The organism is Prosthecobacter algae (assembly GCF_039542385.1).
GTDB lineage: Bacteria > Verrucomicrobiota > Verrucomicrobiia > Verrucomicrobiales > Verrucomicrobiaceae > Prosthecobacter > Prosthecobacter algae.
On sequence record NZ_BAABIA010000004.1, the window covers coordinates 360,092 to 386,725 of the forward strand.

The 26,634-nt window shown below is 59.6% G+C and carries 21 protein-coding genes; 11 read left to right on the forward strand and 10 right to left on the reverse strand.

The window, feature by feature from the left end:
- Window positions 1-18: 18 nt before the first annotated feature.
- Window positions 19-1,383, reverse strand: a complete 1,365-nt coding sequence (gene rsmA, locus ABEB25_RS11390) for a 16S rRNA (adenine(1518)-N(6)/adenine(1519)-N(6))-dimethyltransferase RsmA (protein WP_345736531.1) — start codon at window positions 1,381-1,383, stop codon at window positions 19-21.
- 157 nt (window positions 1,384-1,540) lie between these two features.
- Here rsmA and ABEB25_RS11395 point away from each other — a divergent pair, with 157 nt between their 5' ends.
- A complete protein-coding gene (locus ABEB25_RS11395; RefSeq protein ID WP_345736532.1) occupies window positions 1,541-2,869 on the forward strand; it encodes a hypothetical protein in 1,329 nt (442 codons plus the stop codon).
- 7 nt (window positions 2,870-2,876) lie between these two features.
- Here the strand turns inward: ABEB25_RS11395 and ABEB25_RS11400 are convergent, their stop codons facing one another.
- Window positions 2,877-4,301, reverse strand: a complete 1,425-nt coding sequence (locus tag ABEB25_RS11400; RefSeq protein WP_345736533.1) for a sulfatase — start codon at window positions 4,299-4,301, stop codon at window positions 2,877-2,879.
- 144 nt (window positions 4,302-4,445) lie between these two features.
- Here ABEB25_RS11400 and ABEB25_RS11405 point away from each other — a divergent pair, with 144 nt between their 5' ends.
- From ABEB25_RS11405 to ABEB25_RS11420, 4 genes are all read left to right on the forward strand, one after another.
- Window positions 4,446-5,576, forward strand: coding sequence for an LptF/LptG family permease (locus ABEB25_RS11405; protein ID WP_345736534.1), 1,131 nt, complete (start codon window positions 4,446-4,448; stop codon window positions 5,574-5,576).
- Between the two features lie 18 nt (window positions 5,577-5,594).
- Window positions 5,595-6,602 carry a sugar ABC transporter substrate-binding protein gene (locus tag ABEB25_RS11410; RefSeq protein ID WP_345736535.1) on the forward strand — a complete coding sequence of 336 codons (1,008 nt, stop codon included), beginning with the start codon at window positions 5,595-5,597 and terminating at the stop codon, window positions 6,600-6,602.
- A gap of 240 nt (window positions 6,603-6,842) precedes the next feature.
- Complete coding sequence (locus tag ABEB25_RS11415) at window positions 6,843-7,280, forward strand: hypothetical protein (RefSeq protein ID WP_345736536.1); 438 nt, start codon at window positions 6,843-6,845, stop codon at window positions 7,278-7,280.
- 190 nt (window positions 7,281-7,470) lie between these two features.
- On the forward strand, window positions 7,471-8,352 hold the full coding sequence (locus ABEB25_RS11420) for a hypothetical protein (protein ID WP_345736537.1): 882 nt from the start codon (window positions 7,471-7,473) through the stop codon (window positions 8,350-8,352).
- Window positions 8,353-8,782: 430 nt separating this feature from the next.
- On the opposite strand, the gene ABEB25_RS11425 is transcribed toward ABEB25_RS11420, so the two are convergent.
- From ABEB25_RS11425 to ABEB25_RS11435, 3 genes are read right to left on the reverse strand one after another with little or no spacing between them, the layout of a single operon-like run.
- On the reverse strand, window positions 8,783-9,154 hold the full coding sequence (locus tag ABEB25_RS11425; RefSeq protein WP_345736538.1) for a hypothetical protein: 372 nt from the start codon (window positions 9,152-9,154) through the stop codon (window positions 8,783-8,785).
- Window positions 9,155-9,166: 12 nt separating this feature from the next.
- Window positions 9,167-9,868 carry a hypothetical protein gene (locus tag ABEB25_RS11430; RefSeq protein WP_345736539.1) on the reverse strand — a complete coding sequence of 234 codons (702 nt, stop codon included), beginning with the start codon at window positions 9,866-9,868 and terminating at the stop codon, window positions 9,167-9,169.
- A 34-nt stretch (window positions 9,869-9,902) separates the two neighbouring features.
- On the reverse strand, window positions 9,903-11,645 hold the full coding sequence (locus ABEB25_RS11435; protein ID WP_345736540.1) for a putative ABC transporter permease subunit: 1,743 nt from the start codon (window positions 11,643-11,645) through the stop codon (window positions 9,903-9,905).
- A gap of 173 nt (window positions 11,646-11,818) precedes the next feature.
- On the opposite strand from ABEB25_RS11435, the gene ABEB25_RS11440 reads away from it, so the two are divergent.
- Genes ABEB25_RS11440 through ABEB25_RS11450 form a run of 3 tightly spaced genes read left to right on the forward strand, consistent with a single transcriptional unit; the run spans window position 11,819 to window position 14,275 of the window.
- The gene (locus ABEB25_RS11440; RefSeq protein ID WP_345736541.1) at window positions 11,819-13,642 is read left to right on the forward strand and encodes a carbamoyltransferase family protein; all 1,824 of its coding nucleotides are present in this window, start codon (window positions 11,819-11,821) and stop codon (window positions 13,640-13,642) included.
- Window position 13,643: 1 nt separating this feature from the next.
- Window positions 13,644-14,078 (forward strand): SxtJ family membrane protein, encoded by a 435-nt coding sequence (locus tag ABEB25_RS11445; RefSeq protein ID WP_345736542.1) that lies wholly within the window; start codon window positions 13,644-13,646, stop codon window positions 14,076-14,078.
- Between the two features lie 38 nt (window positions 14,079-14,116).
- Window positions 14,117-14,275 (forward strand): DUF5989 family protein, encoded by a 159-nt coding sequence (locus ABEB25_RS11450; protein ID WP_345736543.1) that lies wholly within the window; start codon window positions 14,117-14,119, stop codon window positions 14,273-14,275.
- 35 nt (window positions 14,276-14,310) lie between these two features.
- Here the strand turns inward: ABEB25_RS11450 and ABEB25_RS11455 are convergent, their stop codons facing one another.
- Window positions 14,311-15,699, reverse strand: a complete 1,389-nt coding sequence (locus tag ABEB25_RS11455) for an NAD(+)/NADH kinase (protein WP_345736544.1) — start codon at window positions 15,697-15,699, stop codon at window positions 14,311-14,313.
- 100 nt (window positions 15,700-15,799) lie between these two features.
- A complete protein-coding gene (locus ABEB25_RS11460) occupies window positions 15,800-17,212 on the reverse strand; it encodes a DUF1501 domain-containing protein (RefSeq protein WP_345736545.1) in 1,413 nt (470 codons plus the stop codon).
- A 188-nt stretch (window positions 17,213-17,400) separates the two neighbouring features.
- Here ABEB25_RS11460 and ABEB25_RS11465 point away from each other — a divergent pair, with 188 nt between their 5' ends.
- The gene (locus ABEB25_RS11465; RefSeq protein ID WP_345736546.1) at window positions 17,401-18,468 is read left to right on the forward strand and encodes a GNAT family N-acetyltransferase; all 1,068 of its coding nucleotides are present in this window, start codon (window positions 17,401-17,403) and stop codon (window positions 18,466-18,468) included.
- Between the two features lie 7 nt (window positions 18,469-18,475).
- Here the strand turns inward: ABEB25_RS11465 and ABEB25_RS11470 are convergent, their stop codons facing one another.
- The 3 genes from ABEB25_RS11470 to ABEB25_RS11480 all read right to left on the reverse strand — a co-directional run bounded on the left by ABEB25_RS11470 (window position 18,476) and on the right by ABEB25_RS11480 (window position 21,925).
- On the reverse strand, window positions 18,476-18,865 hold the full coding sequence (locus ABEB25_RS11470; RefSeq protein ID WP_345736547.1) for a type II toxin-antitoxin system VapC family toxin: 390 nt from the start codon (window positions 18,863-18,865) through the stop codon (window positions 18,476-18,478).
- A complete protein-coding gene (locus ABEB25_RS11475; protein WP_345736548.1) occupies window positions 18,862-19,128 on the reverse strand; it encodes an Arc family DNA-binding protein in 267 nt (88 codons plus the stop codon). Before ABEB25_RS11475 ends, ABEB25_RS11470 begins: the two co-directional genes overlap by 4 nt.
- 61 nt (window positions 19,129-19,189) lie before the next feature.
- Window positions 19,190-21,925 (reverse strand): DUF6797 domain-containing protein, encoded by a 2,736-nt coding sequence (locus ABEB25_RS11480; RefSeq protein WP_345736549.1) that lies wholly within the window; start codon window positions 21,923-21,925, stop codon window positions 19,190-19,192.
- Window positions 21,926-22,093: 168 nt separating this feature from the next.
- Here ABEB25_RS11480 and ABEB25_RS11485 point away from each other — a divergent pair, with 168 nt between their 5' ends.
- Entirely contained in the window at window positions 22,094-23,530 is a 1,437-nt protein-coding gene (locus ABEB25_RS11485) for an N-acetylmuramoyl-L-alanine amidase (RefSeq protein WP_345736550.1), read from the forward strand.
- 105 nt (window positions 23,531-23,635) lie between these two features.
- Window positions 23,636-26,602 (forward strand): PVC-type heme-binding CxxCH protein, encoded by a 2,967-nt coding sequence (locus tag ABEB25_RS11490; RefSeq protein ID WP_345736551.1) that lies wholly within the window; start codon window positions 23,636-23,638, stop codon window positions 26,600-26,602.
- Window positions 26,603-26,634: the final 32 nt, after the last annotated feature.

Below are 26,634 nucleotides of genomic sequence, written 5' to 3' on the forward strand. Positions count from 1 at the left end.
TTGACCAGACTCTCCCGTCTAGACGGCGGGAGCTGAGGCCTTCAGCCAGGCTTTCCAGCAGGTGACAAAGCCTTTGGCAAAGTCCTGTGGTCGGGCCTCCACCCAGGCGGTGATCTGGGCGGGAGTAAACCACTCTCCATAAGGCACCTCCTCAGGCAGGCAGCGCATGGGTCCATTGTGACGGGCGATGTGGAGTTCCACGAATTCGTGGTCCGTATGCTCCCCGGCAGGCAGTTGGGCTGCCAGCTCGGTGCTGGTGATTTCCAGTCCCACTTCCTCATGCACTTCACGGATGGCACAGGCGGCGTAGCTTTCGCCCACGTCCAGGTGGCCGGCCGCGCTGCTGTCCCATTTCAGCGGGGACACGTCCTTGAGGTGGGATCGCATCTGCAGGAAGACATCGCCGCGAGGGTTGACGACAAAGACATGTACGGCCCGGTGCAGCAGGCCCTGGGCATGCACTTCACCGCGTGGCTTTTGGCCGATGACTTCATTGCGTTCATTCACCACGTCGAACATCTCGGTGGCCTTCTGGCCTGCATCGGCGGACTGGCGGCCTTCATACCAGCGCGAGAGATTCACCCACTGGAGGACGGAAAGCTCCTCCGCCCGCATGGTCACCGGCATTTGCAGAGATTCGGTCAAAGCTTCCCAGCTGCCTGGAGGCGGGGGCAGCAGGTTCTTCATCTGCTTGCGGCGCTGGCTGAAGCCCATGCGCACCAGCTTCTCAAAGTTGCGCCGCTCATACACAGGCAGGGTGGAGGGATCGCGCGGGGTGAAGCGCACGATGGCGCTGTCCACCTTCGGCTTGGGCGAAAAGGCTTCCGGCGGGATGATGCGCAGCAGCTCCACGTCCCAGTCCCGCTGGACGAGTACGGAGAGCGCCCCGTAGCCATCCTTGCCATGCTGGGCGGCCAGGCGTTCGCAGACTTCCTTTTGCAGCATGAAGACGGCGCTCTTCACCGGCGTGGGCGGGGTGAGCATGTGCTTCATGATCTCACCGCCGACGGAATAGGGCAGGTTGCCGATCACGCGCACGTCGCCATGCTGGTACCATTCGCGCAGGTCCACCTGGGTGGCATCGGCGTGCATCACTTCGACGCCCTGATGGCCGTACTTCTTTTCCAGTTGTGGGGCGAGCTGGTTGTCCTTCTCAATCAGAAGGAGCTTTTGCGGGCGGCTAACCAAATGTTGCGTCATGGCTCCGAGGCCAGGGCCGGGCTCCACCACAAAGGCAGCGCCATCCGGCTGGATCTGGTCGGAGATCCAGCGCGCCACCTCTTCATCCACGAGGAAGTTTTGCCCCATGCTCTTGCGAGGGGTCACTTCCTGGCCGCCGATGATGCGGGTGGAGCGGAATTTGGGGCGTCGGTTGAATTGCATGGCTGCTCCATCGCATTGACCGGCAAGTTCTGCCAACTGGAAAGCTGAGGTTCGCCAGGGGAAATAGAAAGGCAGCGGAGTGATCGTACCTTGTTCAAGTCATATCATGAGAGTCCATATCCTGTTAGGAGCCTGCGCCCTGTTCTGTGGTCAAGGCATGTCAGCGAACCCGATCGAGAGCTTTGGGGCCTTGGTCCAGACTGGCACTTGGACAGAGAACCGGGTCGATGTGGAGGGCAAGTCGCAGCCTCATGAAGTCAAAGGCGAGCTGTGGAGTGCGGCCATCCAGGCTGCCTTCGCTCAGCAGAACACGGTGCATCTCCCCGCCCGGCCGGAGCCTTACTATTTGGATTCACCCATTGTTCTGAAGTCCGGCCAGTCGCTGACGGCCGATCTAACGACCGAGATCCGGCTGCGGCCTGGCAGCAATACCTGCATGGTTCGCAACGAGCATGTCCTGGGCTTTCGCGATGGGCCGGTGCCAGCGGGCCTACAGCCGGACACGGACATTCGGGTCGAAGGCGGGATCTGGACGACCCTGGCGAATGGTGTCAAAGGGGCCAATGGCAACCTTCGCGGCTCGTCGGCCAGCCAGGATGGAGTACCTGGCACACATGGCGTTATCCTATTGCACAATGTCCGCCGCATCACGGTGCGGAATGTGACCATTCGCCAGAGCAAGGCCTTCGGAGTGCATCTGGCCAATGTGCGGGAGTTTCTGGTGGAGGGGGTGATCCTTGATCGCCAGGAACGGGACGGGGTGCATGTGAATGGTCCTGCCAGCGAGGGTGTCATTCGTGATGTTTCCGGGGACTCTCATGATGACCCGGTGGCCCTCAATGCCTGGGAGTGGGAGAACTATGCGCCGACCTTTGGCCCGATTCATCATGTGACCATCGAAGGCATTCGAGGAGCGCCGGAGGGGAAGCACAGCACGGATTCGATCCGTCTGCTGCCTGGGGTGAAACGTTTTGCCGATGGCTCAACCCTGGACTGTCCGATTCATGACATTGTGCTTCGGGACATCACAGATATCCGCGAGTTCAAATTCTATGATCAGCCGAACCTGGAAAAGGGCAGGGACAACGACTTCAGTGTGGAAGTTGGGACGCTGCGTAACATCCAACTTCAAGGTCTGACGTTCACCCGGCCTGGTGTCATCCAGGTGGCGGCTGAAGTGGAGGGGCTGCGGGTGGAGGATGTGAGGTTGGCCTTCACTCCCGCGCCCGCTTATCGCCTCATCGCCATTGGTCCCATGTCGGCCACTTACCGTCCTGGGAACGATCCATCGCGGTGGGTGGAGATCTTTTCTCCTGATCGTGATGTGACGGTGAAGGGGCTTCGTCTGGGCAAGGTCATGGTGAATGGGCAGTCTGTGGAAGATGCGGAGTCGAGGTTTGTCTCCGTGAAGGATCAGCAGATCAATCCTGACTTTCCGCGCACACTGCCCAGGGGCGGCCTGGGCAAGGCGAGATTGCTGCCGTGAGGGGAAGTTACTTTTTAGGGCCCTTCTTTTTGCGGTCGGATTCCCAGGCGCGCTCGGAATCGTAGAGTTCGTTTTCGACTGGAAGCTGGGCTCCCACCTGGGTGCGCCAGTCGTTGAGCTGCTTCTGCATCTTTTGGGCAATGTCGGGTTCCACGGCGGCGACGTTGTCAGCCTCGCCCACATCGCGGCGGATGTTGTAGAGTTCGACATGCTGGTCGTCGAAGAATTCAACCAGCTTCCAGTCGCCCGCGCGAATGGCGCTGTAGGGGGTGGCGCTGCCGGGGTGGTAGTGGGGGTAGTGCCAGTAGATGGCCTCGCGTTTGAGGATGTCTTTCTGAGTGAGGAGGGGCAGCAGCGATTCGCCATCCACCACCTGGCCTTCTTTCAAGGGAGTGCCGGTGGCTTCGAGAAGAGTGGGCACGTGGTCATAGCTGATCACGGGGGCATCGTTGGTGGTTCCGGGCTCGATGGTACCTGGCCAAGCGATGATGAGGGGGATGTGTACACCGCCATCGTAGGCGCTGCCTTTGCCGAGGCGGGAGGGGCTATTGTCCGTGGGGCCGGGTTTCCAGCCCTGGGCGCCGACGGTGCCACTGAGACCGCCATTGTCGCTGGTGAAGACAAAGATGGTGTTTTCGCTGAGGTTCAGCTTTTGCAGGGTCTCACGCAGGCGGCCGACGCCGTCATCCACACTTTCCACGAGGGCGGCATAGACGGGATTGCTATGACTGCCGTCGGCCTTTTTGGCCTGGTATTTGGCCACGACATCCGGCTTGCCCATGATGGGGGTATGGACGGCGTAATGGGGGAGGTAGATGAAGAAGGGCTGGTCCTTGTTCTTTTCGATGAAGCCGATGGCTTCCGTGGTGAGGCGGTCGGTCAGGAACTCGCCTTCGGGGCCATCGGGCAGAGTGGCGATTTTATAGGGGGAGAAGTAGCTGGGGGGAGAGCCGGCATCAGTGCCGCCGATGTTGACATCAAAGCCATGCTTTTCCGGGTAGTGATCGGCCCCGCCGAGGTGCCATTTGCCGATGCTGGCGGTGGCGTAACCTCGGGTTTTCAGGCGTTCGGCCAGGGTTTCTTCAGCCTCGGGCAGGTGCTTGGTCCATTCCGGGATGGTGAGACGGGCGTGAGGGCGGGTGTGGCCGGCGATCCAGTCGGTGATGTGGAGGCGGGCGGGGGATTTGCCGGTGAGGACGGCGGCCCGGGTGGGAGAGCAGACGGTGCAGGCGGAATAGGCCTGGGTGAAGCGCATGCCGTCCTTGGCCAGTTGGTCCAGGTGAGGGGTCTCGTAATATTTGCTGCCGTAGCAGCCCAGATCCGTCCAGCCCATGTCATCAATGAGCATGAAGATGATGTTGGGCGGGCGGTCCTGGGCCTGGCTGGAAAGGGGCAAAACGAGGGCCAGTAGGAAAAGGAGTCGGGTCAGCATGGTGGTGGGCAGGAACGATGGCCAGGGGACGGAGATTGCAAGCAACTGTGGAAGGATGATTTTGGAGGGGGCCGGGGGTGATGAACACGACTTTCCAACGCCAGCCTTGCCAGCTTTAAAACCCAGCCTAGTCTGGGGGCATACATGGTGGTGCGAATTTTTGACCGTTATCTGGGCAAGCAGGTTCTCTCGGCGACGCTGATGGGCGTGCTGCTGCTCAGTGGCGTGATGGTGCTGGGCAACGTTTACAAGAAGCTGGATGAACTGCTGGGAGACACGCAATTGCCCCTGGGCTTTGTGCTGGAATTTGTCGCCCTGATCATTCCGTTTTCGCTGATTTTCACGATTCCCTGGGCGTTCCTGACGGGCATCCTGCTGGTGTTTGGCCGGCTTTCGGCTGACAATGAACTGGTCTCCCTGCGGATGACGGGCTGGTCCATGTCGCGTATCTGCGCGGCTGTGTTTGCTTTGGCCATCGGACTCTCCAGCATTTGTTACTGGGTGAATGTGAGTGTCTCGCCGATGGCGAAGGACAGGATCAAACGCATGTTTTTTGAGGTGGCTCTGGACAATCCGGCGGCGCTTTTCCAGGAAGGCCGCGTTTTGGACAAGGTGCCGGGCTTTCGCATCCACACGGGCAAGCGGGACGGGAACGTGCTGAAGGACCTGGAGATTGTGGAAGTGGAAGGGCGGCTGCCGATGCGCGTGATCCATGCCCGGCAGGCCACGCTGGAAATGCAGCCCGGCGTGCTGGATTTCATCATGAAGCTGGAAGGGGCGGACATCGAAAGCATCACCTACACCGAAGACAAAAAGGTGGAAAAGATCGAGTTCGTCCATGCCGGGAAGATGGCCATGCTGTTTCCCCTTTCGCGCCTGAAGGAGGACACCGTGAAGGTGAATGCCAGCATGAAGTCCACCAGCACCCTGTGGGACGAGGTGGGAAGCTGGGTGGATGGGGTGACGGGCAAAAAAATGGATGACAAGGAGCACAGCAAATCCCTGACGGAGCTGAGCAAACGCTACAGCTTCTCGCTGGCGTGCTTCACCTTTGCGCTGGTGGGGATTCCGCTGGGGGTCACGGCCCAGCGCCGCGAGACCTCCACGGGCTTTGCACTGAGCCTGATCACGGCCACGGTGTATCTGGTTTTCATCATTCTGGCGGATACGCTGAACAGCAAACCTGCCGCCATGCCGCACCTGATCATGTGGGCACCGAACGTTCTGTTTCTGGGCATTGGCGGCTGGCTCTTTTACCGTCTGAGCCGCCGCTAAGACTTCCCTGTGCTGCCTATGAAAAACCGTCTTCGTCTGTGGTTGTCCTTGGGTGGGCTTGCGTCTGTGCTGCTGGCTGGCTGTGGTGGCGAGGGGCCGGTGAAGACGCAGATCGAGGAGGCCCGCAAGGTCGTCTTTCTTTCGGCGCGCGGAGAGCGGCCTTTTGAAACCGGGCAGCGGAATCTGCTGGCGCGGCTGACGGCCAATGATGCCCGTTATCAGATCCAGATCCTGGATGCCGGGTTCAGCGCTGAGACCCAGCGGCGGCAATTTCAGGAAGCCATGGCCCAGGCTCCGTATGCCATTGTGCTGGATGCGCTGGAAACCGCCGGGCTGGAGAGCGATGTGCGCGCTGCTGTGGCGAAAGGTGTGCAGGTGATCGGGCTGGGGGAAAGCAGTGTGCCCCTGGGCTGCACCTCCGTGCTGGTGGCCGATCAAAAAAAGCTGGGGCAACTGGCGGGTGAGCTGGTGGTGAAGGCCCTGAAGGCCAAAGCGGCAGATGCGGGGCAGGGAGAGGCGGCGGGGCGCGTGGTCGAGATCCGCGGAGACGACGAAAGCCTGATCAGCCAGCAGCGGCATGAAGGCTTTGAAGCTGCCCTAAAAGCGGCACCTGGGGTCATCCTGGTGCATGATGCGCCCGGGGAATGGAGCCTGGCCGGTGGGCGCGACCGGGCCGCAGATGCGCTGCGGCTGCAGCAGAGTTTTGACATCGTCTATGCTCACAATGATCTCATGGCCCTGGGGGCTGCTGCGACCCTGAAGGATCGCCGGGAAAATGTCATGATCATCGGGACGGACGGCTTTCGCGGGCGCGAAGGCGGCATGACCCTGGTGGGAGACGGGGAGATTGACGCGACGGTTTATCAGCCGCTGCTGGTGGACTTTGCCTGGGTGCTGCTGAAGAAGATGGCGGAAACGCCCGGCTTTCAGCCGAAAACCCGTTATGAGATGCCCCTGCGCACCATTTTGCCCAAAGATGTGGACGACATCCGCCGGAACGGCCTGCCCAAGTACCCGGAGTTTTGAGCTTGGTGAGGGAAGGGCTTTGAAGGGCTTTTTCTGCCCAGTTTAAAAGCAGGTTTCACGCAAAGTCGCAAAGACGCCAAGGAACTGAATTTTTTACGTCTTGGTAGAAGTCGCTTTTTAGTGGTGAGGGTTGGCAGGTCCGATGCTGTTTTGGGCGATTGTCACCTTGGCTCTTTATGCTTGCATAGGTGAGATGTTGATTTTAGACCGTGCAATCTTTCAGAGCTTTGCATTGCCACCATGGAACTCTTCATAATTATTGGCAGTATCTTCTTATCGGCTTGCGGCATCCGATGTGGTTTAGATTTTGTCGAGTATCTGCATTATGCAGACCAAACTTCCAAGGTTTTGGGAGGGGCTGGCGGTTTATTGATCGGATTGCTGAGCACCATGGTATGTGAACAGATTATCCAGCCAGATGGGCATAGTCGACGGAGAGATACCGTTATCATGACAATCTCGGTTTTGTTAGGCATGCTGGCCTGTGCCTGGTTCGGCTTCCAGAGGTCCGGGGTGCCCTCTGCATTCTTCTACGCTGTCGCGATCGGTCCAGCTCTTGGTGGAGTGGCACGGTGGTTGGTCACACTCATAGTCTTAATTCTGTGTCAGGCGATTTGGATTGGATTGCTGATTCTGATCCCATATGGAATTTATCGTCTGATAGACTATCTGTGGTGATGTTCCTGTGACCTGTTCAGCGGTCATTAAAAAGGTTTCAATTATGCAGTGGCAGTCGGCAGCGCCGATGATTTGTCGGTGTCACCATTGGATGGATTATTATTGGTCGGCCATATCGGGTTCCATTGAAATGAATAAGCAGACAACTAAAATGGGTGACAAAATAAATTAGAATTTGCATGATTATTTGATGAAGAAAAAAGTGTATTTAGGATTAACATGCCCCCCTTTGGACTTTGAATCGCTAGATTTAGGTAACCAAGCTTATTTGGTTAAGACTTACGCAAGCTTATTTGCCCCCTTCATGCTCTCCTTTACACGTCCTACTGCAAGTAAGCGGTACGGAGAACCTTGGAAAGCAGCTAATGGCGGGTTGAATTTCGTTATCAATGCCCAAGCTGAGTTTGAGATTCTGGCGAAATCGAAGCTCACCGAAGATGAGCAAATTAGCCACTTTGTCGCACTTTTAAGAATTTCAATCTCTCCAGAGATACTCTGCCCATTTATTTCAAACGGGCCTTTTCTAAATGCAGAAGATGCTGTTAAAGCTGATGTTACATTTTATCCATACGAAACGGAATCGATATACACACGGTTTACAAACGCAGAATCAAAAAAAGTGACTGAAAGTAAATCCGTATGGATGCGAGAGAATTGGCATTCCTCGATGCTATTTGCAGGGGAGAACAAACAATATAAGCTTGCTGTCGAAATACTTGGTAAAGTTCAACATTTTCACAGTCGCGGGATGGCCTTGGTTGCAATCTGCGGAGTGCTTGAATCATTTTACTTACAGAACAGAAGCGAACTCAGCTTTCGTTTGGCACTTTTTATTGCAGCCTATCTTGGAAATACAGGAAAGGACAGAATTTCCTATTTTAACACAGCGAAAAAAGTGTACGCAGCTCGTTCTGCTTCGGCTCATTCATCGGAGGATTGTCCGGTCGAACCTCTGCTTGATGCTATTCACTTGCTTCGACTTACAGTTTGGGCGGCGCTAAGTAATAAGAAATTGCCCAAGGTAGAAGATCTTGACGTATTGCTATTAAATCCTCAATTCGATCAATTTTAAAGACCTATCTGTAAAGAAAATTTACAAGCGTCGGTATAATCTTGTGAGTGTATGCCACTTTTGCCAAGAGCGTCGCACGACTTTCTCCACATTTGAGACCACGAGCAGAAAGTAAGTCTTGGCCAGCAAGCTTATCAAACCATAGCTTGGCTGTGGGCCGAGAAACTCGCTCCCATTCGTCCGCCATCTTTTGGGCCTGTTTTCGGTCAAGCGTGCGGGTTGCTTTTTGGCGCAACCAACCTTCGGCGTCCCGATAGAGGGCATACCAAGCGCCGGCCTTCCCTCGTTTTCTCAGGGTAGCCATAGGTTATCGTCTAAACCCAGGCAAAAGAGGCTTCGAAATTTGCCAACACTTTTGCCAACACCGCCCGCAATTGTGGGTGTCGCGGGTGTCGCCGAAGCCTTGATCTACCGTTCTTGGACCCCTGTTTTAGTCCCACCAGTGGAACCACTGGTTCATCCAGCCGAGGGCGGCGACGAGGGAGGTGGCGACGACGCCGAACTCCAAGAGGAGGGCGAGGCGGCGGCGCTTGGCGGCGCGAAGCTGGTGTAAAGGCACGCGCTGGGGTGAGCGGAGGGCCTTTTTGGCAAACATGGGTTCCGGGGCGGGTAGCACGTCCTTCGAGGCCATGCGGCGGCGGCGAAGGGTGTGGGGGGCGGCCACGATGGCGCACTCCAGGGAGTGGATCTCTTCCTGGATGGCGAGGGAGCGGGATTTCATCTGCTTCAGCCGGGCGGGCCGGGCTTCCTGGGCGAGGGCCTGAACAGATTTCGGACGGCGGGAGGCGACGCGTTTGTTCATGGTGGAGCAGGATTAAAACATGAGCTTGGCCAAGATCAGGGCGATCAAGATGGTGGCCATGAGGGGCAGGGTGAAGGCAAACCCACGGCGCACCCAGGTGCCGAGGTCGTCTGCACCGGAAAGGGCATTGGCGAGGCGGCCGCTGGCGCTGTATTCGCCTTCGTCTTCGGCATCGCGGTCGGCATTGAGATGCAGAGGGGAGCTTTCGGAGGGGCGATTGGCGGTGACGCGGCGGATGCCTTTTTCAAAGCTGGTTTCGGCCTCAATGAGGGCGGAGATGGCTTTGTCGAGCTCCTGATCGAGCTGGCTGCGGTGCCAGCGCTCGGGCAGGAAGAGTTTCAGCTCATCCAGGCGATCGCGGAAATCCTGCTGAGTGGAGGCCATGTCCTCGACGCGACGGCGGGCATCTTCCAGGTCATCGGTGATGGCGCGGAGGCTGCGCTCCAGCTTTTCGGTGATGTCCTTGCGGCCTGCGATGAAGCGTTCCTGCTTCTGCTTGAGGTTTTCGAGGATCTTGCGCTGGTGCTCGAGTTCTTCCTGTTCGGCGCGCAGCTTGGAAAGGCGGTGCTGGGCTTCACGGACCTGCTGATCCATGTCCTCCATTTGCGATTCCTCGGCGTGGCCGATGGTGAATTCGGGGGCTTCGTCGAAGCGGAGGATATTGTTATCCTCAGAGGCGGGGACCGAAGCGAGAGCGGGAGAGCGGCGGGCCATGGCTGTCATGAGATTTATTTCAGACACAGTAATATTACAGCTCTTTTAAATAATCTAGACTTTTCGTGCGCTTTTTCGCTAACCAATAGGGAATGGCCCCAAAAACGAGGGAGAGGAAGAGGACGGCCCCGAGGCCGGAGAGGTCCTGAATGAGGATGAGGCTGGGTGAAAGGGGGAGGCCGGCGGCCTGGGCCTTCCAGCGGATGGCCTCGGGCAGGGCGAGGGCGGTGGAGCTGAAGAGGATGTAGAGGAAGCTGCTGATGAGGCAGAGGGTGCCGCCGAAGCCGGAGATGATGCGGGCGGGGTTGGGCTCGCGAAAATTGGGCAGGAGGGCACCGAGGGAGAGGGCGAGGGCATTGAGGCCGTAGCTCATCATGAGAACGGCGGCGCAGAAGAAGACGGTGCGCTGCCAGGGGAGGGAAAGGGAGAGGCTGGAGGTGAAGACGAGCAGGGTGGTGAGGAGGCCCATGATGCCGCCGCTGAGGCGGAGCTTCAGGCTGAGGACGCGCGCGAGGGAGAGGGGGGAGAGGCCGAGGATCCAGAGGCGCTGCCCTTCCATGCTGAACTGGGGGAAGATGAAGCGGGTGGTGAGGGTGGAGAGGGCGAGGCAGCAGACGAGGAGATTGAGGTGGCTGATGACGATGATCCAGAAGGGGCTCTGGAGATCGTAGCCGAGGCGGCGGAGATTGGAGGTGTACATCAGCAAGAGGCCAAAGATGAGGAGGCTTTGGCCCCATTGGGTGGGCTCGCGCAGGAACGTGCGGATGTCTTTGATGATGGCGGCGTGTTCGGCCCGTTTCATGCCCGAGAGGCGGGCGGCGAGGCTGCGACGGAGGTATTTTTCCGGGTGTCTGAACCAGGCATCCTGGGCGGCCTGGGCCCGGGCCATGGGGACGGCGGACATGACGCGATGCCAGGCGGGGTAGAAGAGATGGTTGCCGAGCTTTGCCGTGAGGGTGAGGGCAAAGAGGGCATTGGCCAGGAGGGCGAAGCTGAAGAAGGTGGCCTGATCATAAAGCCCACGACCGGAGGCAAAGATGACCTCGGCCACCCAGGAACTGGGCAGGAGGGGATGCATGCAGATCTCCGTGTGCTGGAGGACGCCGTGGAGGCTGGAGACGATGTCTTTGCCATCCATGGCCTGGAGATCTGCCTTGGCAAAGAAGCTGTAGAGGGTGGTGAGGACGATGTAGAGGCCGAGTGCGGCGACGGGCTTCCACCACCAGGGGCGGGCATGGCGGACGAGGATGAGAAGGAGCCAGGAGGAGAGATTGGCCGAGATGGTGACGAGGCAGAGGAGGGCGGGGGCGCCGAGGAGGTAAAAGCCGGGTCCGGCATCATAAAGACGGCCGAGGGCGACGAGGATGGGGGCGCTGAGGACAAGGAGGCCCCAACTGGCGAGGGCCATGCCTTCAAGAGTCTTCCAAAGGACGAGGCTGCGGTAGGGGAGGGGCAGGGCGACCTGCCAGTCCATATCCTTTCGCCGAAACATGCCCATGCCGGTGATGGTGGCATTCGAGATGACCAGCATGACGAAGAAGAAAAAGAAGAGGATGTAGATGAGCCTCTCCAGCAGCAGGGGGCCGAAGAGCGGCATGCGGCTGATGAATTCCAACCCGCGCGAGACCAGGACATAAGCGGCGACGCAGTAGAGGCCGAGAAAGCTGCCGATGGTGAGCACGAGGAGGCGGTTTTCCATGAGCCCATGCCGGATCCGATGCCGAAGCATCTGCCCGTGGATGCGGGCCAGCAGGAGCGTGGCGGAGGCCGATGACATGGGGGATGCTAACGGGAGGGGAAACGTGGGCCAAGCTCTGTGACAAGCCGGGGAGGAAGCTGCTGCATTATTTTATGTTTTTTCAGGGGCGGTGAACAGCTCTTTAAAGCAGGTACTGAGAAGTTCTTCTTCCTTGCCGGGGGGGAGATGCTGAGCCAGAGCTAGGCCATTCCATGCGCATCCTTGGCCTGTCCGCCTATTTTCATGATTCTGCCGCCTGCCTGATCGAAAATGGCGAGGTGGTGGCGGCGGCCCAGGAGGAGCGGTTTACCCGAAAGAAGCATGATGAGAGATTCCCGCGCGAGGCGGTGAAGTTTTGCCTGAAAAAGGCGGGCATCACGATGCAGGACGTGGACCATGTGGCCTACTATGAGAAGCCGTTTTTGAAGTTTGAAAGGCTGCTGGAGACGCATCTGGCGTTTGCGCCGAAGGGGCTGAGGAGCTTCATGATGGCGATGCCAGCGTGGCTGGGGGAGAAGCTGTGGCTACCGCAGGTGATCGGGGATGAGCTGGGCTGGGAGGGGCGCATCCTGTTTGCGGAGCATCATGAGTCGCATGCGGCCTCGGCCTTTTTCCCTTCGCCATTTGAAAGCGCGGCGGTGCTTACGCTGGACGGGGTGGGGGAGTGGGCGACGGCCTCCTATGGGGTGGGGCGGGGGAACCAGGTGGAGATCCTGCATGAGATGCGCTTTCCGCACTCGCTGGGGCTGCTGTATTCGGCCTTCACGTACTTCACGGGCTTCAAAGTGAACTCGGGGGAGTATAAGCTGATGGGGCTGGCACCCTATGGGGAGCCGAAGTATGTGCAGGCGATCCTGGACCACGTGATCTCGCTGAAGGAGGACGGGTCGTTTGCCATGAACCTGGAGTACTTCGACTATGCGTCGGGGCTGAAGATGACGAGTGCGAAGATGAACTCTTTGTTAGGCGGGCCGCCCCGGCAGCCGGAATCGGCCCTGACCCAGCGGGAGATGGACATTGCGCGGTCCATCCAGGTGGTGACGGAGGAGATCGTGCTGCGGATGGCGCGGCATGTGCGCCGTGAGACGGGCGAGCGGTACCTGTGCCTGGCGGGCGGGGTGGCGCTGAACTGCGTGGCCAATGGCAGGCTGCTGCGGGAGGGGATCTTTGATGACCTTTACATCCAGCCGGCCTCTGGCGATGCGGGTGGGGCGCTGGGTGCGGCGCTGGCGGTGCAGCATCATTTCCTGGACCAGCCACGGGTTTTCAAACCGGGCGGGGACTGGCAGCGTGGCAGCTACCTGGGCAGCGAGTACACGGCTGAAGAGGTGGAGGCGGATTTGGCCGCCAGGGGCGCGAAGATGATGCGCTATGATTCTCTAGAGGCGATGGCGGAGCGGACGGCGAAACTGATCGCGGAGGGAAAGGTGGTGGGCTGGTTTCAGGGGCGCATGGAGTTCGGCCCGCGCGCGCTGGGGTCACGGTCCATTCTGGGCGACCCACGGGTGGCAGACATGCAGCGGAGGCTGAATGTGAAGATCAAGTTTCGCGAGGGCTTCCGCCCCTTTGCCCCGGCGATCCTGGCGGGGAGGGAGGCAGAGTGGTTTGACCTGGACCGCCCGAGTCCCTACATGCTGCTGGTGGCCCCGGTGGCGGCGAAGCATCGGCTGGCGGTGACGGAGGCACAGGAGGGAGAACTGAGCGGACTGGACAAGCTACGAATCCCGCGCTCCACCATCGCGGCGGTGACGCATGTGGATGGGTCTGCACGGATCCAGAGCGTGCATGAGGAGACGCATCCGGCCTTTCACGCGCTGATCCGTTGCTTTGATAAACTGACGGGTTGTCCGCTGGTGGTGAACACGTCTTTTAACCTGCGCGGTGAGCCGGTGGTGGAGTCTCCGGCGCAGGCTTATACCTGCTTCATGCGCACGGACATGGATGTGCTGGCGATCGGCCCGTGGCTGCTGCTGAAAGAGGATCAGCCGGCATGGGTGGAAAAGGAAAACTGGAGGGAGCAATTTCAGCCTGACTGATATGGCCCGCGAAAACATCATTCTTCAAGAACTGCGCGAGGTGGAGCGTACGCCGCGTGCATGGCGCAGCTTTGGTTTGGTCATGGCGACTGCCCTGGCAGTGCTGGCGGGGGTGTCGTTTTGGAAGCATGGGGTAGTCACGGCCTGGACGGCGGGGCTGGGTGGTGGAGCGGCTGTGTTTGCGGTGACGGGGCTGGTTTTTCCACGGATGCTGAAGGAGCTGCACTTGGCGTGGATGTTTCTGTCGCTGTGCCTGGGCTGGGTGATGTCGCGGGTGGTGCTGATCCTGCTGTTTGTGCTGGTGGTGATCCCCACGCATGTCATCGGGCGGGTGTGCGGGCTGTCCTTCATGGAGATGCGACGCGGTGCGGAGAAGGAGAGCCTGTGGGTGAAAAAGAAACCCCGTGAGCGCGGGCACCACGAAAAGTTATTTTAACCCGACGAAGACGGCCTACAGTGGGGCCGCCTGTCTGCATGAAACGCACCCAAATCATCCGCCAATTCCTGTCCTTCCTGGCCCAGTCGGGCAAGTGGTGGCTGATGCCGCTAGTGCTGATGCTGCTGCTGCTGGGGACGGTGCTGGTCTTTGCCAAAGGCAGCGCGATTGCGCCGTTCATCTACAGCCTGTTTTGATCCGAGGTGTGGAGGGGGACTTGCGCTAGGCCTCTTTATAAAAGGCTGTCTTTGTGAAATTGGATGGCGGCGATTTTATCCGCCATGTCATGGCTGGCGCAGAAGGCGATTTCGGCGCTGGCTGCACGGCTGAGGCGGGCACGGAAGGTGACGACTTCGCCCAGGCTGAGGCCATCCACGAAGGCTTCCACGGGGCGGTGCTCCGGGCTGAGGCTGCGGATCTCGACGGTGGTATCCACCGATAACAGGGCGCTGCGCCAATGGGCGGGCTCCATGACATTGGAGCCGACGAGGAGCCAAGCGGGGGTATCCGCCAGGAGGGGGCTGGCCCCCATGCTGCGGGCATAGGCGGTGGAACCGGCAGCGGTGGCGACGAGGGCGCCGTCGCTGACGAGCTTGGGGATGCGCTCGACGCCATTGACGATGATCTGCAGCCAGGAACTCTGGCTGGTGGCGCGCTCGAGCCAGGCATCATTGAAGCCGTAGGACTTGTGGATGTGGCCGTCTTTGTCCTCCACCTCAATGTAGAGCATGGGCATCTGGCGAAGGATGACATCCGGAGGAGGAAAGGGGGAACTGAAAACCTGCTCCGGCGCATTCATCAGGAAGCCGAGGTGGCCGGCATTGATACCGAAGAAGGGGCGGCGCTCGCGCCAGTGTTCGCGAATACAGCGGAGCATGGCCCCATCGCCACCGAGGACGGTTATGAAGTCAGGTTTATCTTCCGTGCCGGGGCCGATTTCGGCCAGCCATTGCTGGGCCTTGGGATTTTGCGGATCAGCCTCGATGGCGTAGCTTTTGTCGCTGAGGCTTTTGCGGGCCCAGGTGCCGGGGTTTGGGGCGCGGTAGAGGCCGTAACGTTCGGTGTAGGCCTGAGCGCGTGCGGTGAGCAGGCCAGCGACGGACTGGCCGTGGCTGAGGTGATCCCGGATGAGGGTGCTGGAGCCGTGCTCTTCGATCTCAAAGATGAGGGAGTGGGGCGGAAGATCGGCTTTGTTGAGGCTAAAACCGGGGCGGGTGAGGACGGCAAAATGGGCGTGATTCCACAGGTGCTCTCCCTGGGCCCAGGTACGCTGGATGAGGGATTTGCCCAAAGCCCCGCCCGCGACGAGATCCCCACCGACGACATGCCAGAGTTCGCCCTCGTTTTCAAAGCGGGTCTGCAGCTCGTGATTGCGGGTGAAGGTGGCCTGCTCAAGATCAAAAAGATCCACAGTGACGCCAGGGAGATCCCCAAAGGTGAGGTCGGCGAGGGCTGCGCGATAGACAGCGGGGATGGAGCCGGTGACCGGTTTGTCCGGGCGGGGGCCGCAGGGGATGATGCGCACCTGATCGAACTCCCGCGCAAGTCGTTGGGCGATGACGCGGTGATGCAGGCCAGGGGGATTGAAGCTGCCTCCAAAGAGGGCAATGCGCTGGGGCATGCGGCATGGTGGCGCGGAGAGGGCCGAGGGCAAGCACGGAGTGGCGGGTGGCTGCAAATGAAATGAGGCCGCAGCAACCTGCCGGATGCGAGGACTGCTCTCAGGCCAAGATGCCGGAGGCCACTTTTCCTGAAACGTTGGTTAGGCGAAAGCTGCGGCCACCATATCGGTAGGTGAGTTGGGTGTGATCCAGCCCCAGGAAATGAAGCATGGTGGCGTGCCAGTCGTGGATGTGCATAGGGTCCTGCACAGCCTTGTGGCCTATCTCATCCGTGGCTCCGTAAGTGAGTCCACCTTTGACCCCGCCGCCAGCCATCCAGATGGAGTAGCCTTTGTGATTGTGGTCACGGCCATCGGTGCCCTGGGCATAAGGGGTGCGGCCAAATTCGCCCGCCCAGACGACCAGGGTGTCTTTTAGCATGCCGCGGGCCTTCAGGTCCGTCAGCAGGGCCGCGATGGGGCGGTCGGTGGCGGCGCAGCTCTTGGCCAGGCTGTCCTTGAGCAGGTTGTGATGGTCCCAGTGGGTGGGAGAGGCGATTTCGATGAAGCGCACGCCAGCCTCAGCCAGGCGACGGGCGAGGAGGCACTGGCGGGCAAACTGGTCCTTGCCCTGGCCGATGCCGTAGAGTTTGCGCACGGACTCAGGCTCATCCCGCAAATCGAGCACTTCGGGGACCTGGCTTTGCATGCGGAAGGCGAGTTCGAAGGACTGGATGGCCCCTTCGATTTCAGGATGATGGACCTCACGCTGCAGCTTGTGCTGGTTCATGCCCCGGATGAGATCAAGCTGGGCGCGCTGAAGCTGGGGGGAGATCTGGGGGTTGGCGATGTTTTTCATCGGCGGTCCCGGTGTCTCGTCCTTTTTCAGAAGGGCGGCGTAAAGTTCGGGGAGCTGGCTGCCGCCGATTTTGGTGCCCTGGCAGGCGGGCGGGAGAAAGGCGCTGCCGTAGTTTTGGGAGCCGCCATTGTCGGCAGGCGGGTTCAGCGTGATGAAGCCGGGAAGGTTCTCGTTTTCACTGCCCAGGCCATAGAGGGTCCAGGCCCCGAGGGATGGGCGAACAAACTGAAAGCTGCCGGTGTGCATCTGGCCAAAGGCCTGCGCATGGTTGGGCAGGTCCGTGTGCATGGAGTTGATGATGCACAGATCATCGGCATGACGGGCCAGCAGCGGATACTGGCTGGAGATCCACTGGCCGGATTGGCCATGCTGGAGGAAGGGGTGGATGGGGCCCAGCAGCTTGGCCCCGGTGGAGTCACGGCCCAGGCTGGCGGCCTGTCCACTGCGGCGCAGGAGCTCAGGCTTGTGGTCAAAGAGGTCCACATGGGAGGGGCCGCCCCGCATGGTGAGGAAGATCACCCGCTTGGCCCGTGCGGGGAAATGCGGGGCAGGGCGTGTGAAGAGGCTGCCTTCGCTGGCGGCGGCCTGTTGCGCCAGTGCCGAAAAGGCTAGCCATCCAATCCCCGAAGAGGTGGTCTGCAACATCCGGCGTCTGGAGAAGGGCAATGCGTCCATGATGGTGAAGGGTGGTTGGCCGAACAAAAGATGTGTCCACCGTTGATACGTGGACCGGACTCTGATTCTGGCATGGGGCAGGACCGGATGACGAGCAAAAAATGGAGGCTAGCAAGGTGTGTCTTTTGAGGGGACGCTTGCGCAACGGGGGCGGTGCTGCTCTTTCTGTGGGCATGCCGATGCCTTTTGTGAACGAACCCCACCCGCTGCTGCCGCCGATTGATCGGGTGTACCGGGCGGAGGAGATCAATGCCTTTGGCAAGGACCGTGGCCCGGCTTTTTATGAGACCTGCCACCTGTATGCGCAGAGCCTGTGGCAGATCGGTTTTCCGGCGAAGTGCATCCTGCTGCTGAACCGTGCACTGTCCTCACCGATGCCCGGCAGTGAGCCGGTGCTGGCCAAGTGGCCGCTCCCTTACCAGGCCATGGCCTGGCTGCTGCTGCACCGGCCTGAAGGGCAGTTCATCGGCAATCCGCGCCGTCACTGGCAGCATCTGGCCACACGCATGGTGGAGCCCAACAAGGAAGTGCGGGCCTGGCGGGCCTGGGCCTGCTGGTATCTGGCCAAGGAGATTTTGCCCGAGGCGGAATTTCCGGGAGATCTGGAGCAGATCCGCGAAGAGGGCGTGGTGGAGCCGACCTATGCTGACATCGTGCAGCAACTGACACGCCTGTCCCCGGCGGATGATCTGGGGCAGTGGCAACTGGCGTTGTCCTGGTCGCATCAGCAGTTAGGCCGGGCCGAGAAGCCATCACTGGCCATGAGGGTGCGGCGGATTGCCGAGGATGAGCTGCGGGTGGTGCAGCGCTTGGGGCATGAAATCTGGCGCAAGTATTACCCGGGCATCATAAGTGAAGGGCAGATCGATTACATGCTGACGGTCTGGTATCAGCCGGATGCGATGGCGCGTGAGATGCAGATGCGCGGGGCGTGGTTTGCCTTGATCGAGGTGGAGGCGCGCGGGCCTGTGGGCTACTTATCGTTTGAGCGCTATCCTGAAAATGTCCTGTTCATCAACAAGCTGTACGTGCAGCCGGAGGTGCATGGTCTGGGGGTGGGGGCTGCGGCCCTGGCCTGGACGGAGGCACGTGCCCGTGAACTGGGCTGCCACTCTGTGCAACTGCGGGTGAACAAGCGCAATGCCCCGGCGATCCGGGCGTATCAGCGGGCGGGCTTCCGGTTTGTGGAGGATGTGTGCAGCGACATTGGCAGCGGTTACGTCATGGATGACTTCCGGATGGAGAAAAGACTGTGAAGCGGGGTTATCGCCAGTTCTCAAGGGTCAGCCCTGGTATGCGCTCAAAATGACGTGTGTTGCCCGTGATGACGATGGCATTGTGAGCGCGGGCGATGGAGCCAATCATCATGTCGGCATCGGCCAGACAGCGCCCCATTTTTTCCAACTCGGCTTTGAAGAGGCCGAAAAACTGCGCTGCGTGCTGGTCCATGCCCAGCACGCGGAGAGTTTTCAAGAAGGCATCCACGGCGCGTTTGTTTTCCAGCGGTTTGGTAGATTTCGCCGCCCCGTAATACAGCTCGCAGGCGGTGATGATGGTGGTGGCCACTTCATCATAGATGCCACGGCGCTTGAGGATGACCTCCTCACGACCGCGCAGGATATCTATGCAGTGGTCGGTATCCAGAATCCTCATAGAGTGACCTCACGGCCAGGGGTGCGTGCGGCGTAGAGGGCTTCAATTTCAGCCTCCAAGCTGACATCGGACTTCCAGGTGCCTGCGATTTTATCCCAGGCATCCGCTTGTTCATTCACGCGGGATTCATCCCAGTTTTCGGTTTTCAGGGTTGGCGCAGGCTGGTCAAAAGAGCGCTCGAGGCGGTGGATGATCTCTTTATTGAGGCTGCGGTGCGTGAGCTCAGCCGAAGTCCGAAGTCTCTCAATGAGAGATTCGGGCAAGGATTTTAACGTTAAAGCGGTCATGGTTCCATAATGGAACCGTTTTGATTTTTATCAATCTTTACTTCAGGGTCTTGATATACATCACGAGGCTTTCGATCTGGGATTCATTCAGGATGCCGGCGTAGATGGGCATGCCAGTATCGAATTTTTCGAAACCTTTGACGACTTTGGCGCTGGGGTTGGTGATGGATTCTCGGAGGTAGGCTTCATCGGCCAGCGCGGTTTTGCCGCCTTTGCCAAGGATGCGCTCCGTGCCGTAGATGCCTTTCCAGCTTGGCCCGACTTTGCCGACGGTGCTGCCGTCAATGCTGTGGCAGGCCATGCAGCCGATCATCTGATAGAGCTTGGCCCCTTCTTCCACGGTCGGTTTGGCGAGGGCCACCGTTTCGGTTTTGCGGGGAGTGAGGTCCACGGTGATGTCGCCGAAGCCTTCTTTGGCCGGGTCAAACGGGGCGAGTTCCCAAGGGCTGAAATAGGCGGTGTTCGCGGCCTTGAGGCCATCGGCACTTTCCAGTCCCCAGCCGATGCGCATTTGATGCACGCCAGCCTTCATGTCGGGGATGCCGACAAAGACACTCATGCCATCCTTGCTGAGGTAGGCGCTGCTGGCGGTGACCCATTCCTGGCCGGTGCTGCCATCCATTTTCAGGTGTGGGGAGCCGTAGTCGAAGGTGCGCTTGTAGTTCCAGCGTTCGGCACTGTAGCTGGCAGGATCGGTGGCCAGCTTTTCGCTCATCCGGGCGTTGAAACGGAGGAGCAGCCCTTTGTCCATGGGGGTGACTTCTTTGAGAAGCACACGAGGTTTGTCCGTGTAGCGAAGGCGCACGAGGCCGCTGAGTTTCTTAGCCGTGGTGCCCCATACCTGGAAACCGACGACGTAAAGCTGGCCGTCGGCTGGGTTCACGATGGCATTCAAGGGGCCGAAGTCGAACTCGCGCTCAAAGCTCATGACGGTGGCCTGGGGACGCTTGAAGCGGTCATTCATCAGCACGCGGAAGAGTTCCGGGCGGTTGTAGCCGACGTGGATCAGCTCGTCATTCAGCGGACCCATTTTGGCACCGATGAGCCAGGTCTGAGTGGCACCGCTGGGGTTCACCGGATGCGGCAGCCAGACCAGAGGCTCAGCAATGGGGGCGGGATAAGCTTCCTTGGGAGCGATGGTGGGCAGGTGACCATAAAATTGGTTATCCCGAATGATCTGGATGGGCGTGGAAGGGACGTAGTTACCCTGCTGATCGCTGGCGGTGACGAGGCCGGTTTTAGGGTTCACGCCAATGAAGGGCTGGCGCAGGCCGTGGCCGATGACCTCGAAGGATTTGCCATCGGGGGCCACCTTGATGACGGTGCCGTTGTGCTTGCCAAAGGTGGTGCCTTCCTGGCCGCCTTTGGAGATGTAAAGGGAGCCGTCAGGACCGAGCTTCATCGAGTTTGGGAACTCGCGCGTCTCAGCCGTCTGGGAGAATAGATTGCATAACATTTCATACTTGTCGGCTTCATGGTCGCCGTTGGTATCGGCCAGTTTCCAGATGCCGTTGCGGTCGAAAACGAAGAGTTCCTTGTTGCGGAAGACGATGCTCATGGGCTCATGGAGGCCGGAGGCAAAACGCTTCCAGGTGACTTTTTCCAGGTCACCCTTGAGTCCGGAGATGAGCCACACATCGCCATCGAAGGTCACGGCTGCTGCATCGCCCTTGTCATTGAGGAAAGCGATGTCGGCGAGTCGGACGTTGCGCTTCCAGGGATTGGGGACGGGCAGGGGAATGTCGTCAATGACGTAGGCGTCTGGGGATTTCGAGAGGACGGCCTGGGTGGAGACGGTCTCGGGCCAGTGAGCCTGGTCCGCCTTGTCGGCTGAGGGAGTGGTGGGTTCCGAAGTGTTGGTGGGAAGGGCGACGGTGAGGAGCGTGTCCAGAGTGCTGGCTTCCGTGGCCGGAAGCAGGGAGACCCAGACGCGATGGGAGTCGTCGTGCTGAAGCTGGATGCGACTGCTGGAATAACAATGAATGCCGAAATAACTGTCTTTGGCGTTGTCAGCACCCAGGGTGAAGGCCTCCACCTTTTCCGGGCTGAAGCTGAGGTTTTTCAGGGCGGGAAGCTGGCCGATCTGGAAGGTCAGCGGCTGGGTGTGGGGTGGGATTTCCCAATTCTGGGCCAGGGTTTTCTTAGCCACATCCAACATGATGTGACCGATGAGTTCCAGGTCACCGAGAGCGGCGCGGATTTCCAGGTGCTGGTAGCTGTGCATCCGGAGGGACTTGAACCGGGCCCCGGTGGCGGGGAGGGCACCGCGGCCTACTTCTTCAGGGCTCGGCCCGGGCTCGCGGGGATCCGTAAAACTGGGTCGGCTGCCGATCTGCCAGCCGGGATAGATGCCATTGGTCAGCCACACTTTGCCCACGGGTTTCGGCAGGTATTCCTGGCCGTCTTTGGTCTTTTGCCCGGCGATGTGGTAGGAGCCGGGGGCGAGGGCCTCGGGAGTGACGGGCGGTTTTCCAGCTTCGCCTTCCCAGACGGCGGAAATGCGGAGGAGGTCGGTATCGAAACAAGCCCAGAGATTATGGCCAAGATTGAGAATCAGGCCACGGGGGGTGAGGTTGTCTTTCGGGAAGCCTTCGAGGTCGCGGCAGTCGAGGACGCTGCTGAAAAACGGAAAGTCTTTTTCCACGAAGTCCCCCCAGGGCGTGTCCGCAGGAATGGCCGGAGCTTTGGGGGGAGACGCAGCTTTTTTGGCCTTTTGTTGAGCAAAGGCGGGGACAAGGGTGACAAAAAAGCACGCGAGGAGGGTGAAACGCATCGTGTAAGAACACATGTAAAACCCCGTCTCTGTCAACGCGGATGCGCCAAGATCACATACCCTGGTGACATCTGGTTTGCCAAATGCCTGAAAATGCCTAATCTAGATGACTTGTCTGGCGGCCCGGCCGCGTATCTCCACGCTGTTTTGCTTTCCATGAGATTTGATATGCCTGCACCTTTCCGAACTGTCCGCTCTCTGGCTCTGGCGCTGACGACCCTCGCCTTTGCCACTGCCCAGGCTGATGTGAATGCGCCTGAAGAAGGCAAGCCGGGCTTCATCGGACGAGTGCTGAACTTTGGGAAAAAGAAGGAAGAAGCACCGCCGCCGCCTCCCCCTGCACCTGTGGTGGTGGAGAAGCCGAAGCCTGCCACCCCCGGCCCAAAGCCAAAGGTGACCACCATCAAGCCAAAGTCTGGCAGCAGCAGTTCCAAGTCATCCGGCACGGCTGCCAAAAAGACCACCCCGGCAAAGAAATCCACCCCAGCTCCTGCGGTGGCCAAAAAGACTGAGACGCCAGCCGCCAAGCCAGCGACTGAGGAAAAGGCGATGGCGGGCAAAGATAACGACAGCGATGGCGAATTCGGCCATGCCAAGGATGACGACAAGCCTGAAGAGACCAAGCCGACAGCCCCCACAGCCCCGGCCCGCCCGGAGGTGGCGACCAAGCTGCCTTCCAACTCGGGCTGGCAGATTGTGAAGATCAATGGCCGTGACTACATCACGGGCGAGAGCATGCATCTTTTCTACCGTTTCAGTTCCTACAAGGTTGAAGGCAAACATGTGTGGTTCCGCTCGAACAACCTCATTCTAAAGGGCACCATCGGCAGTCAGGAACTGCTGATCAACAACATCAAATTCATCCTCAGCTATCCGGTGCAGGAATCCGGAGGTCGTGCCCTGTTTTCCCGGATTGACCTGTGCAAGCTGATTGATCCCGTCCTACGGCCTACCTACATCACGGATGCAGAGCCCTTTGACACCGTGGTGGTGGATGCCGGACATGGCGGCCATGATGCCGGTGCGCGTGGCATTTATGGTTATGAAAAGGACTTTGCCCTGAAAATGGCCGAGGTGCTGAAACGGGAGCTGACCCGGCGCGGATTTAAAGTGATCATGACTCGCAGCACCGATACTTTTATTTCTCTGAGCGGGCGTGTGGCGGTGGCCAATGCGACGCCCAACAGCATTTTCCTGAGCCTGCATTTCAACTCGGGGCCTAACAGTGTGGCCAGCGGGATCGAGACCTTTGCCCTCACACCTCAAGGTAGCTCGGCCAGCCTGGAGCGTGGTGGCGGCTACAATGCGGGCGGGCTGACTGGGAATTCCCATGATTCTGCCAATATCGCTCTGGCGACGGCGGTGCATGCGATGGTGATCAGCAAGTTCAAGTTCGTTGACCGCGGCATCAAGCGTGCCCAATGGAGTGTGCTGACGGGCTGCAAGCGCCCTGGGATTCTTTTTGAAGGCGGCTTTGTGACCAATGGCAATGAGTGCCGCCTTATCGCCTCGGACACCTATCGTCAGTCCGTCACGAGTGCCATCGCTGATGCGGTGGTGAACTACCGCACCGCCCTGCGGGGCGCGATGACGCGGTCCCGATAAGCCGGGCGGTGGCAGGAAGATGCTAAAGTTGCCAAAAGTGATGCGCTTGTGAGCAGGTGGAGGGCATACTGACAGGAATCCGCCTTTCGGAGCGTGATGTCCTGCATGTTGCTCAAGGACACTCCCGCCCTCCTGCTGTTTTTTTTGACGGCCAGTCTGTCTGTCCAGTCGGCTGACCTGCCGCCTGATAAGGGGGAGAAAATCCCGCCTGAGGGGCTGCGTGAGACGGTGGTGAAGCGGGCTGCCAATCTGCCCGAAGCGCCTGCCCATGCGTTGCCGGATGGGTTTGTCCTCAGCACGGTCGCAGCGGCTCCTTTGGTCACGCATCCCATCATGGGCTGTGTGGACGACCAGGGTCGCCTTTACATCGGGGATGCCGTGGGGGTGAACTGGAACAAGGCGCAACTGGAGAAGAATCCGCCCAACCGGGTTTTGCTGCTGGAGGATGAGGACCGAGACGGTGTGTATGACCGGAGCACGGTCTTTGCGGACAAGATGACTTTCCCCCAAGGCGCGGCCTGGCTGGATGGCAGCCTGTATGTGTGCAGCCCTCCGGGCCTGTGGAAGCTGACGGACAAAGATAAGGATGGGGTGGCCGAAGAGCGGGAGATGATCGTCAGCGGCTTTGACTACACGGGAAATGCGGCCGATGTGCATGGCCCGAAGGTGCATCCCAACGGTCGCCTTTACTGGTGCCACGGGCGCAAAGGACATGCGGCTGCTGGCAAGGATGGCAAGGTGGTGCATGAGGGCAAGGCCAGCGGCATCTGGTCCTGCAAGCCTGATGGCAGCGATGTGCAATGGCACTCGCTGGGCTGCGCTGACAATCCGACGGGGCTGGCCTTCACCCCGAAGGGGGACATCCTGGGCACCTGCAATCTCTACTACAGCAATCCGCGCGGAGACACCCTGATGCACTGGCTCTATGGCGGCGTGTATGAGCGGGCGGACCAGATGCAGGCCATTGCCGGACTGCCGCGCACGCTGGACACCATGCCCGTGGTCCATAACTTTGGCCACGTGGCGGTGAGCGGTTGCGCTTTTGCCTCTATCGAAGGGCAACGAGCCGGCCAGGAGGCCCTGCAACTGTATGTGACGCATTTCAACACGCAGCGCCTTGTCCGTATGGAACTGACCCCCAGCGGCTCCACTTTCAAGGCGACGGAGAATGAATTTCTCAAGATCAGCCATCCGGACGTGCATCTCACCGATGTGATCGAAGACCGCGACGGATCGCTGCTGGTCCTCAATACAGGGGGCTGGTTTCGCATCGGCTGTCCATCGTCGCTGATGGCAAAGCCGGACATGCTAGGCAGCGTTTATCGGATCCGTGGGACGAAGAAGGGCGTCGTGGCATCGAATGAAACGGTGCTGCCCAAACTGCAGGTGGCGGATCTGAAATCGCGGGATCTGCGGGTGCGGCGTCAGGCGCTGGAATGGCTGGCCCAATCTGACAAGCACGATCTCTCTGCGGAGGAGCTGATTGCCGTGCTTGGAGATTTGCCAGATCCCGCTTTGGAACATGCGGCCATCTTGGCTTGCTCTCGGGTGCTGCACCTGGAATCGGGTGCGAAGACCTTTCTCCGCAGTGCCATTCTGCGTCATGAGGCAGCACGGAAGATCGGTGCTGCCAAACTGAGTGCCGAGGCCAAGGCGGGCCTTGAAGCCAAGGAGGGACGCTTTGCCAGTCCTGAGTTTTTGGCGCGTGTGCTGAAGGTCGCCGACCTTTGCGGGGTGAAGGATGAGGTGTTCCAAACACTCGTCATCCGGGGGGCGGTTCACCCTGAAGCGGCCCTTTTTAAAACAGCCATGGGCATGGCCGCCCGTGATTCTGAGCTGACCCGTCAGGTGATCGGCAAGCTGGCCGGGCAACTGCCTGCCAAGGATGCCGGAGTCACTGAGAAAAAGCTTTCGGTTCTGGTTTCTCAAATTGAGGTTTTCATTCCTAGTGCCCTGGGCGAACCGGCGGCTCGGGAACTGCTGACACAGATGCTGGTTTCTTATGAGGATCTTTTGCGGCAGTGCGCTTTGCGCCTTCTGGCGGGCCAGACTTCCTGGGTGACCCATGAGGCCTGGCTGGAACCTTTGAGCCAGCGTTTAGCCACGGCACCGACGCCACTGTTGCTGGATGCGATCAAGAAGCAGAAGTCACCTTACTTTGATGCTTCTTTGCAGGCCTTGGCGGCGAATGAGAAACTGCCCGTCTCCATCCGGCTGAAGGCGGTGGATGCAGCGCGGAATGTGAAGCTCACGGGAGACGTGTTTGAAATGGTGAAGGGGGTGCTGGCGGATGCGGCCTCTTCTCCGGCAGCACGGATTCAGGCGGCAGGAATGATGGCGGCTGCACCTTTGACGAAGGAGCAACTGATCGCTGTAGCTCCGCTGCTGGCATCGGTGGGACCGGTGGAACTCAAGTCGCTGCTGCCTTTGGCGCGGAAGACGAAGGATGCGGACGCCGGGCGGGTGCTGGCGGGAGAGATTGCCAAGAACCCCTCCATCGGCAGTCAGCAGGAAAGCCTTTATCGCACAGCTTTCAGTGATCACTCACCGGAGGTCTTTGAGACCATTTTGCATCCGGCATATGAGAAGGCTACGGTGGCGATGGAGGCCAAGAAACGCCAACTGGGACCGCTGGCAGAGCGAGTGGCTGAAAAGGGACGGGTGACAGAGGGACGGAAACACTTTGAGTTAGGCAAGGGCACCTGCATTGCCTGCCACAAGATCGGGGCAGTGGGGCGGGCGCTGGGGCCGGACCTGTCCAAGATCGGCGCCATCCGCACAGAGCGGGATTTGCTGGAGAGCATTCTTTTCCCGAGCAACACCCTGGCCAGGGACTATGAGGCACACATCATCGAGACCCGCGATGGGCAGAGTACACTGGGGGTGATTCGCAGTCACACTGCCGAAGGTCTGCTGCTCATGGATGTGGCTGGGCAGGAGAAGACCGTGGCGCATGACCTCATCATTTCCGACACGACTTTGACGACGAGCCTGATGCCGATGGGGCTGGATGCGACCCTGCCCGAGCAGGAGCTTTTGGATCTGGTGGCCTATTTGCTCAGCCTGAAGTGAGGCCGAGGCCGGGTGCGATACTTGCATGGGGG

What these genes read in the sequence shown, in the direction of transcription:
- rsmA (WP_345736531.1), bottom strand. Translation starts at nt 1,383, where the DNA reads ATGCAATTCAACCGACGCCCCAAATTCCGCTCCACCCGCATCATCGGC.
- ABEB25_RS11395 (WP_345736532.1), top strand. Translation starts at nt 1,541, where the DNA reads ATGTCAGCGAACCCGATCGAGAGCTTTGGGGCCTTGGTCCAGACTGGC.
- ABEB25_RS11400 (WP_345736533.1), bottom strand. Translation starts at nt 4,301, where the DNA reads ATGCTGACCCGACTCCTTTTCCTACTGGCCCTCGTTTTGCCCCTTTCC.
- ABEB25_RS11405 (WP_345736534.1), top strand. Translation starts at nt 4,446, where the DNA reads ATGGTGGTGCGAATTTTTGACCGTTATCTGGGCAAGCAGGTTCTCTCG.
- ABEB25_RS11410 (WP_345736535.1), top strand. Translation starts at nt 5,595, where the DNA reads ATGAAAAACCGTCTTCGTCTGTGGTTGTCCTTGGGTGGGCTTGCGTCT.
- ABEB25_RS11415 (WP_345736536.1), top strand. Translation starts at nt 6,843, where the DNA reads ATGGAACTCTTCATAATTATTGGCAGTATCTTCTTATCGGCTTGCGGC.
- ABEB25_RS11420 (WP_345736537.1), top strand. Translation starts at nt 7,471, where the DNA reads ATGAAGAAAAAAGTGTATTTAGGATTAACATGCCCCCCTTTGGACTTT.
- ABEB25_RS11425 (WP_345736538.1), bottom strand. Translation starts at nt 9,154, where the DNA reads ATGAACAAACGCGTCGCCTCCCGCCGTCCGAAATCTGTTCAGGCCCTC.
- ABEB25_RS11430 (WP_345736539.1), bottom strand. Translation starts at nt 9,868, where the DNA reads ATGGCCCGCCGCTCTCCCGCTCTCGCTTCGGTCCCCGCCTCTGAGGAT.
- ABEB25_RS11435 (WP_345736540.1), bottom strand. Translation starts at nt 11,645, where the DNA reads ATGTCATCGGCCTCCGCCACGCTCCTGCTGGCCCGCATCCACGGGCAG.
- ABEB25_RS11440 (WP_345736541.1), top strand. Translation starts at nt 11,819, where the DNA reads ATGCGCATCCTTGGCCTGTCCGCCTATTTTCATGATTCTGCCGCCTGC.
- ABEB25_RS11445 (WP_345736542.1), top strand. Translation starts at nt 13,644, where the DNA reads ATGGCCCGCGAAAACATCATTCTTCAAGAACTGCGCGAGGTGGAGCGT.
- ABEB25_RS11450 (WP_345736543.1), top strand. Translation starts at nt 14,117, where the DNA reads ATGAAACGCACCCAAATCATCCGCCAATTCCTGTCCTTCCTGGCCCAG.
- ABEB25_RS11455 (WP_345736544.1), bottom strand. Translation starts at nt 15,699, where the DNA reads ATGCCCCAGCGCATTGCCCTCTTTGGAGGCAGCTTCAATCCCCCTGGC.
- ABEB25_RS11460 (WP_345736545.1), bottom strand. Translation starts at nt 17,212, where the DNA reads ATGGACGCATTGCCCTTCTCCAGACGCCGGATGTTGCAGACCACCTCT.
- ABEB25_RS11470 (WP_345736547.1), bottom strand. Translation starts at nt 18,865, where the DNA reads ATGAGGATTCTGGATACCGACCACTGCATAGATATCCTGCGCGGTCGT.
- ABEB25_RS11480 (WP_345736549.1), bottom strand. Translation starts at nt 21,925, where the DNA reads ATGCGTTTCACCCTCCTCGCGTGCTTTTTTGTCACCCTTGTCCCCGCC.
- ABEB25_RS11485 (WP_345736550.1), top strand. Translation starts at nt 22,094, where the DNA reads ATGCCTGCACCTTTCCGAACTGTCCGCTCTCTGGCTCTGGCGCTGACG.
- ABEB25_RS11490 (WP_345736551.1), top strand. Translation starts at nt 23,636, where the DNA reads ATGTTGCTCAAGGACACTCCCGCCCTCCTGCTGTTTTTTTTGACGGCC.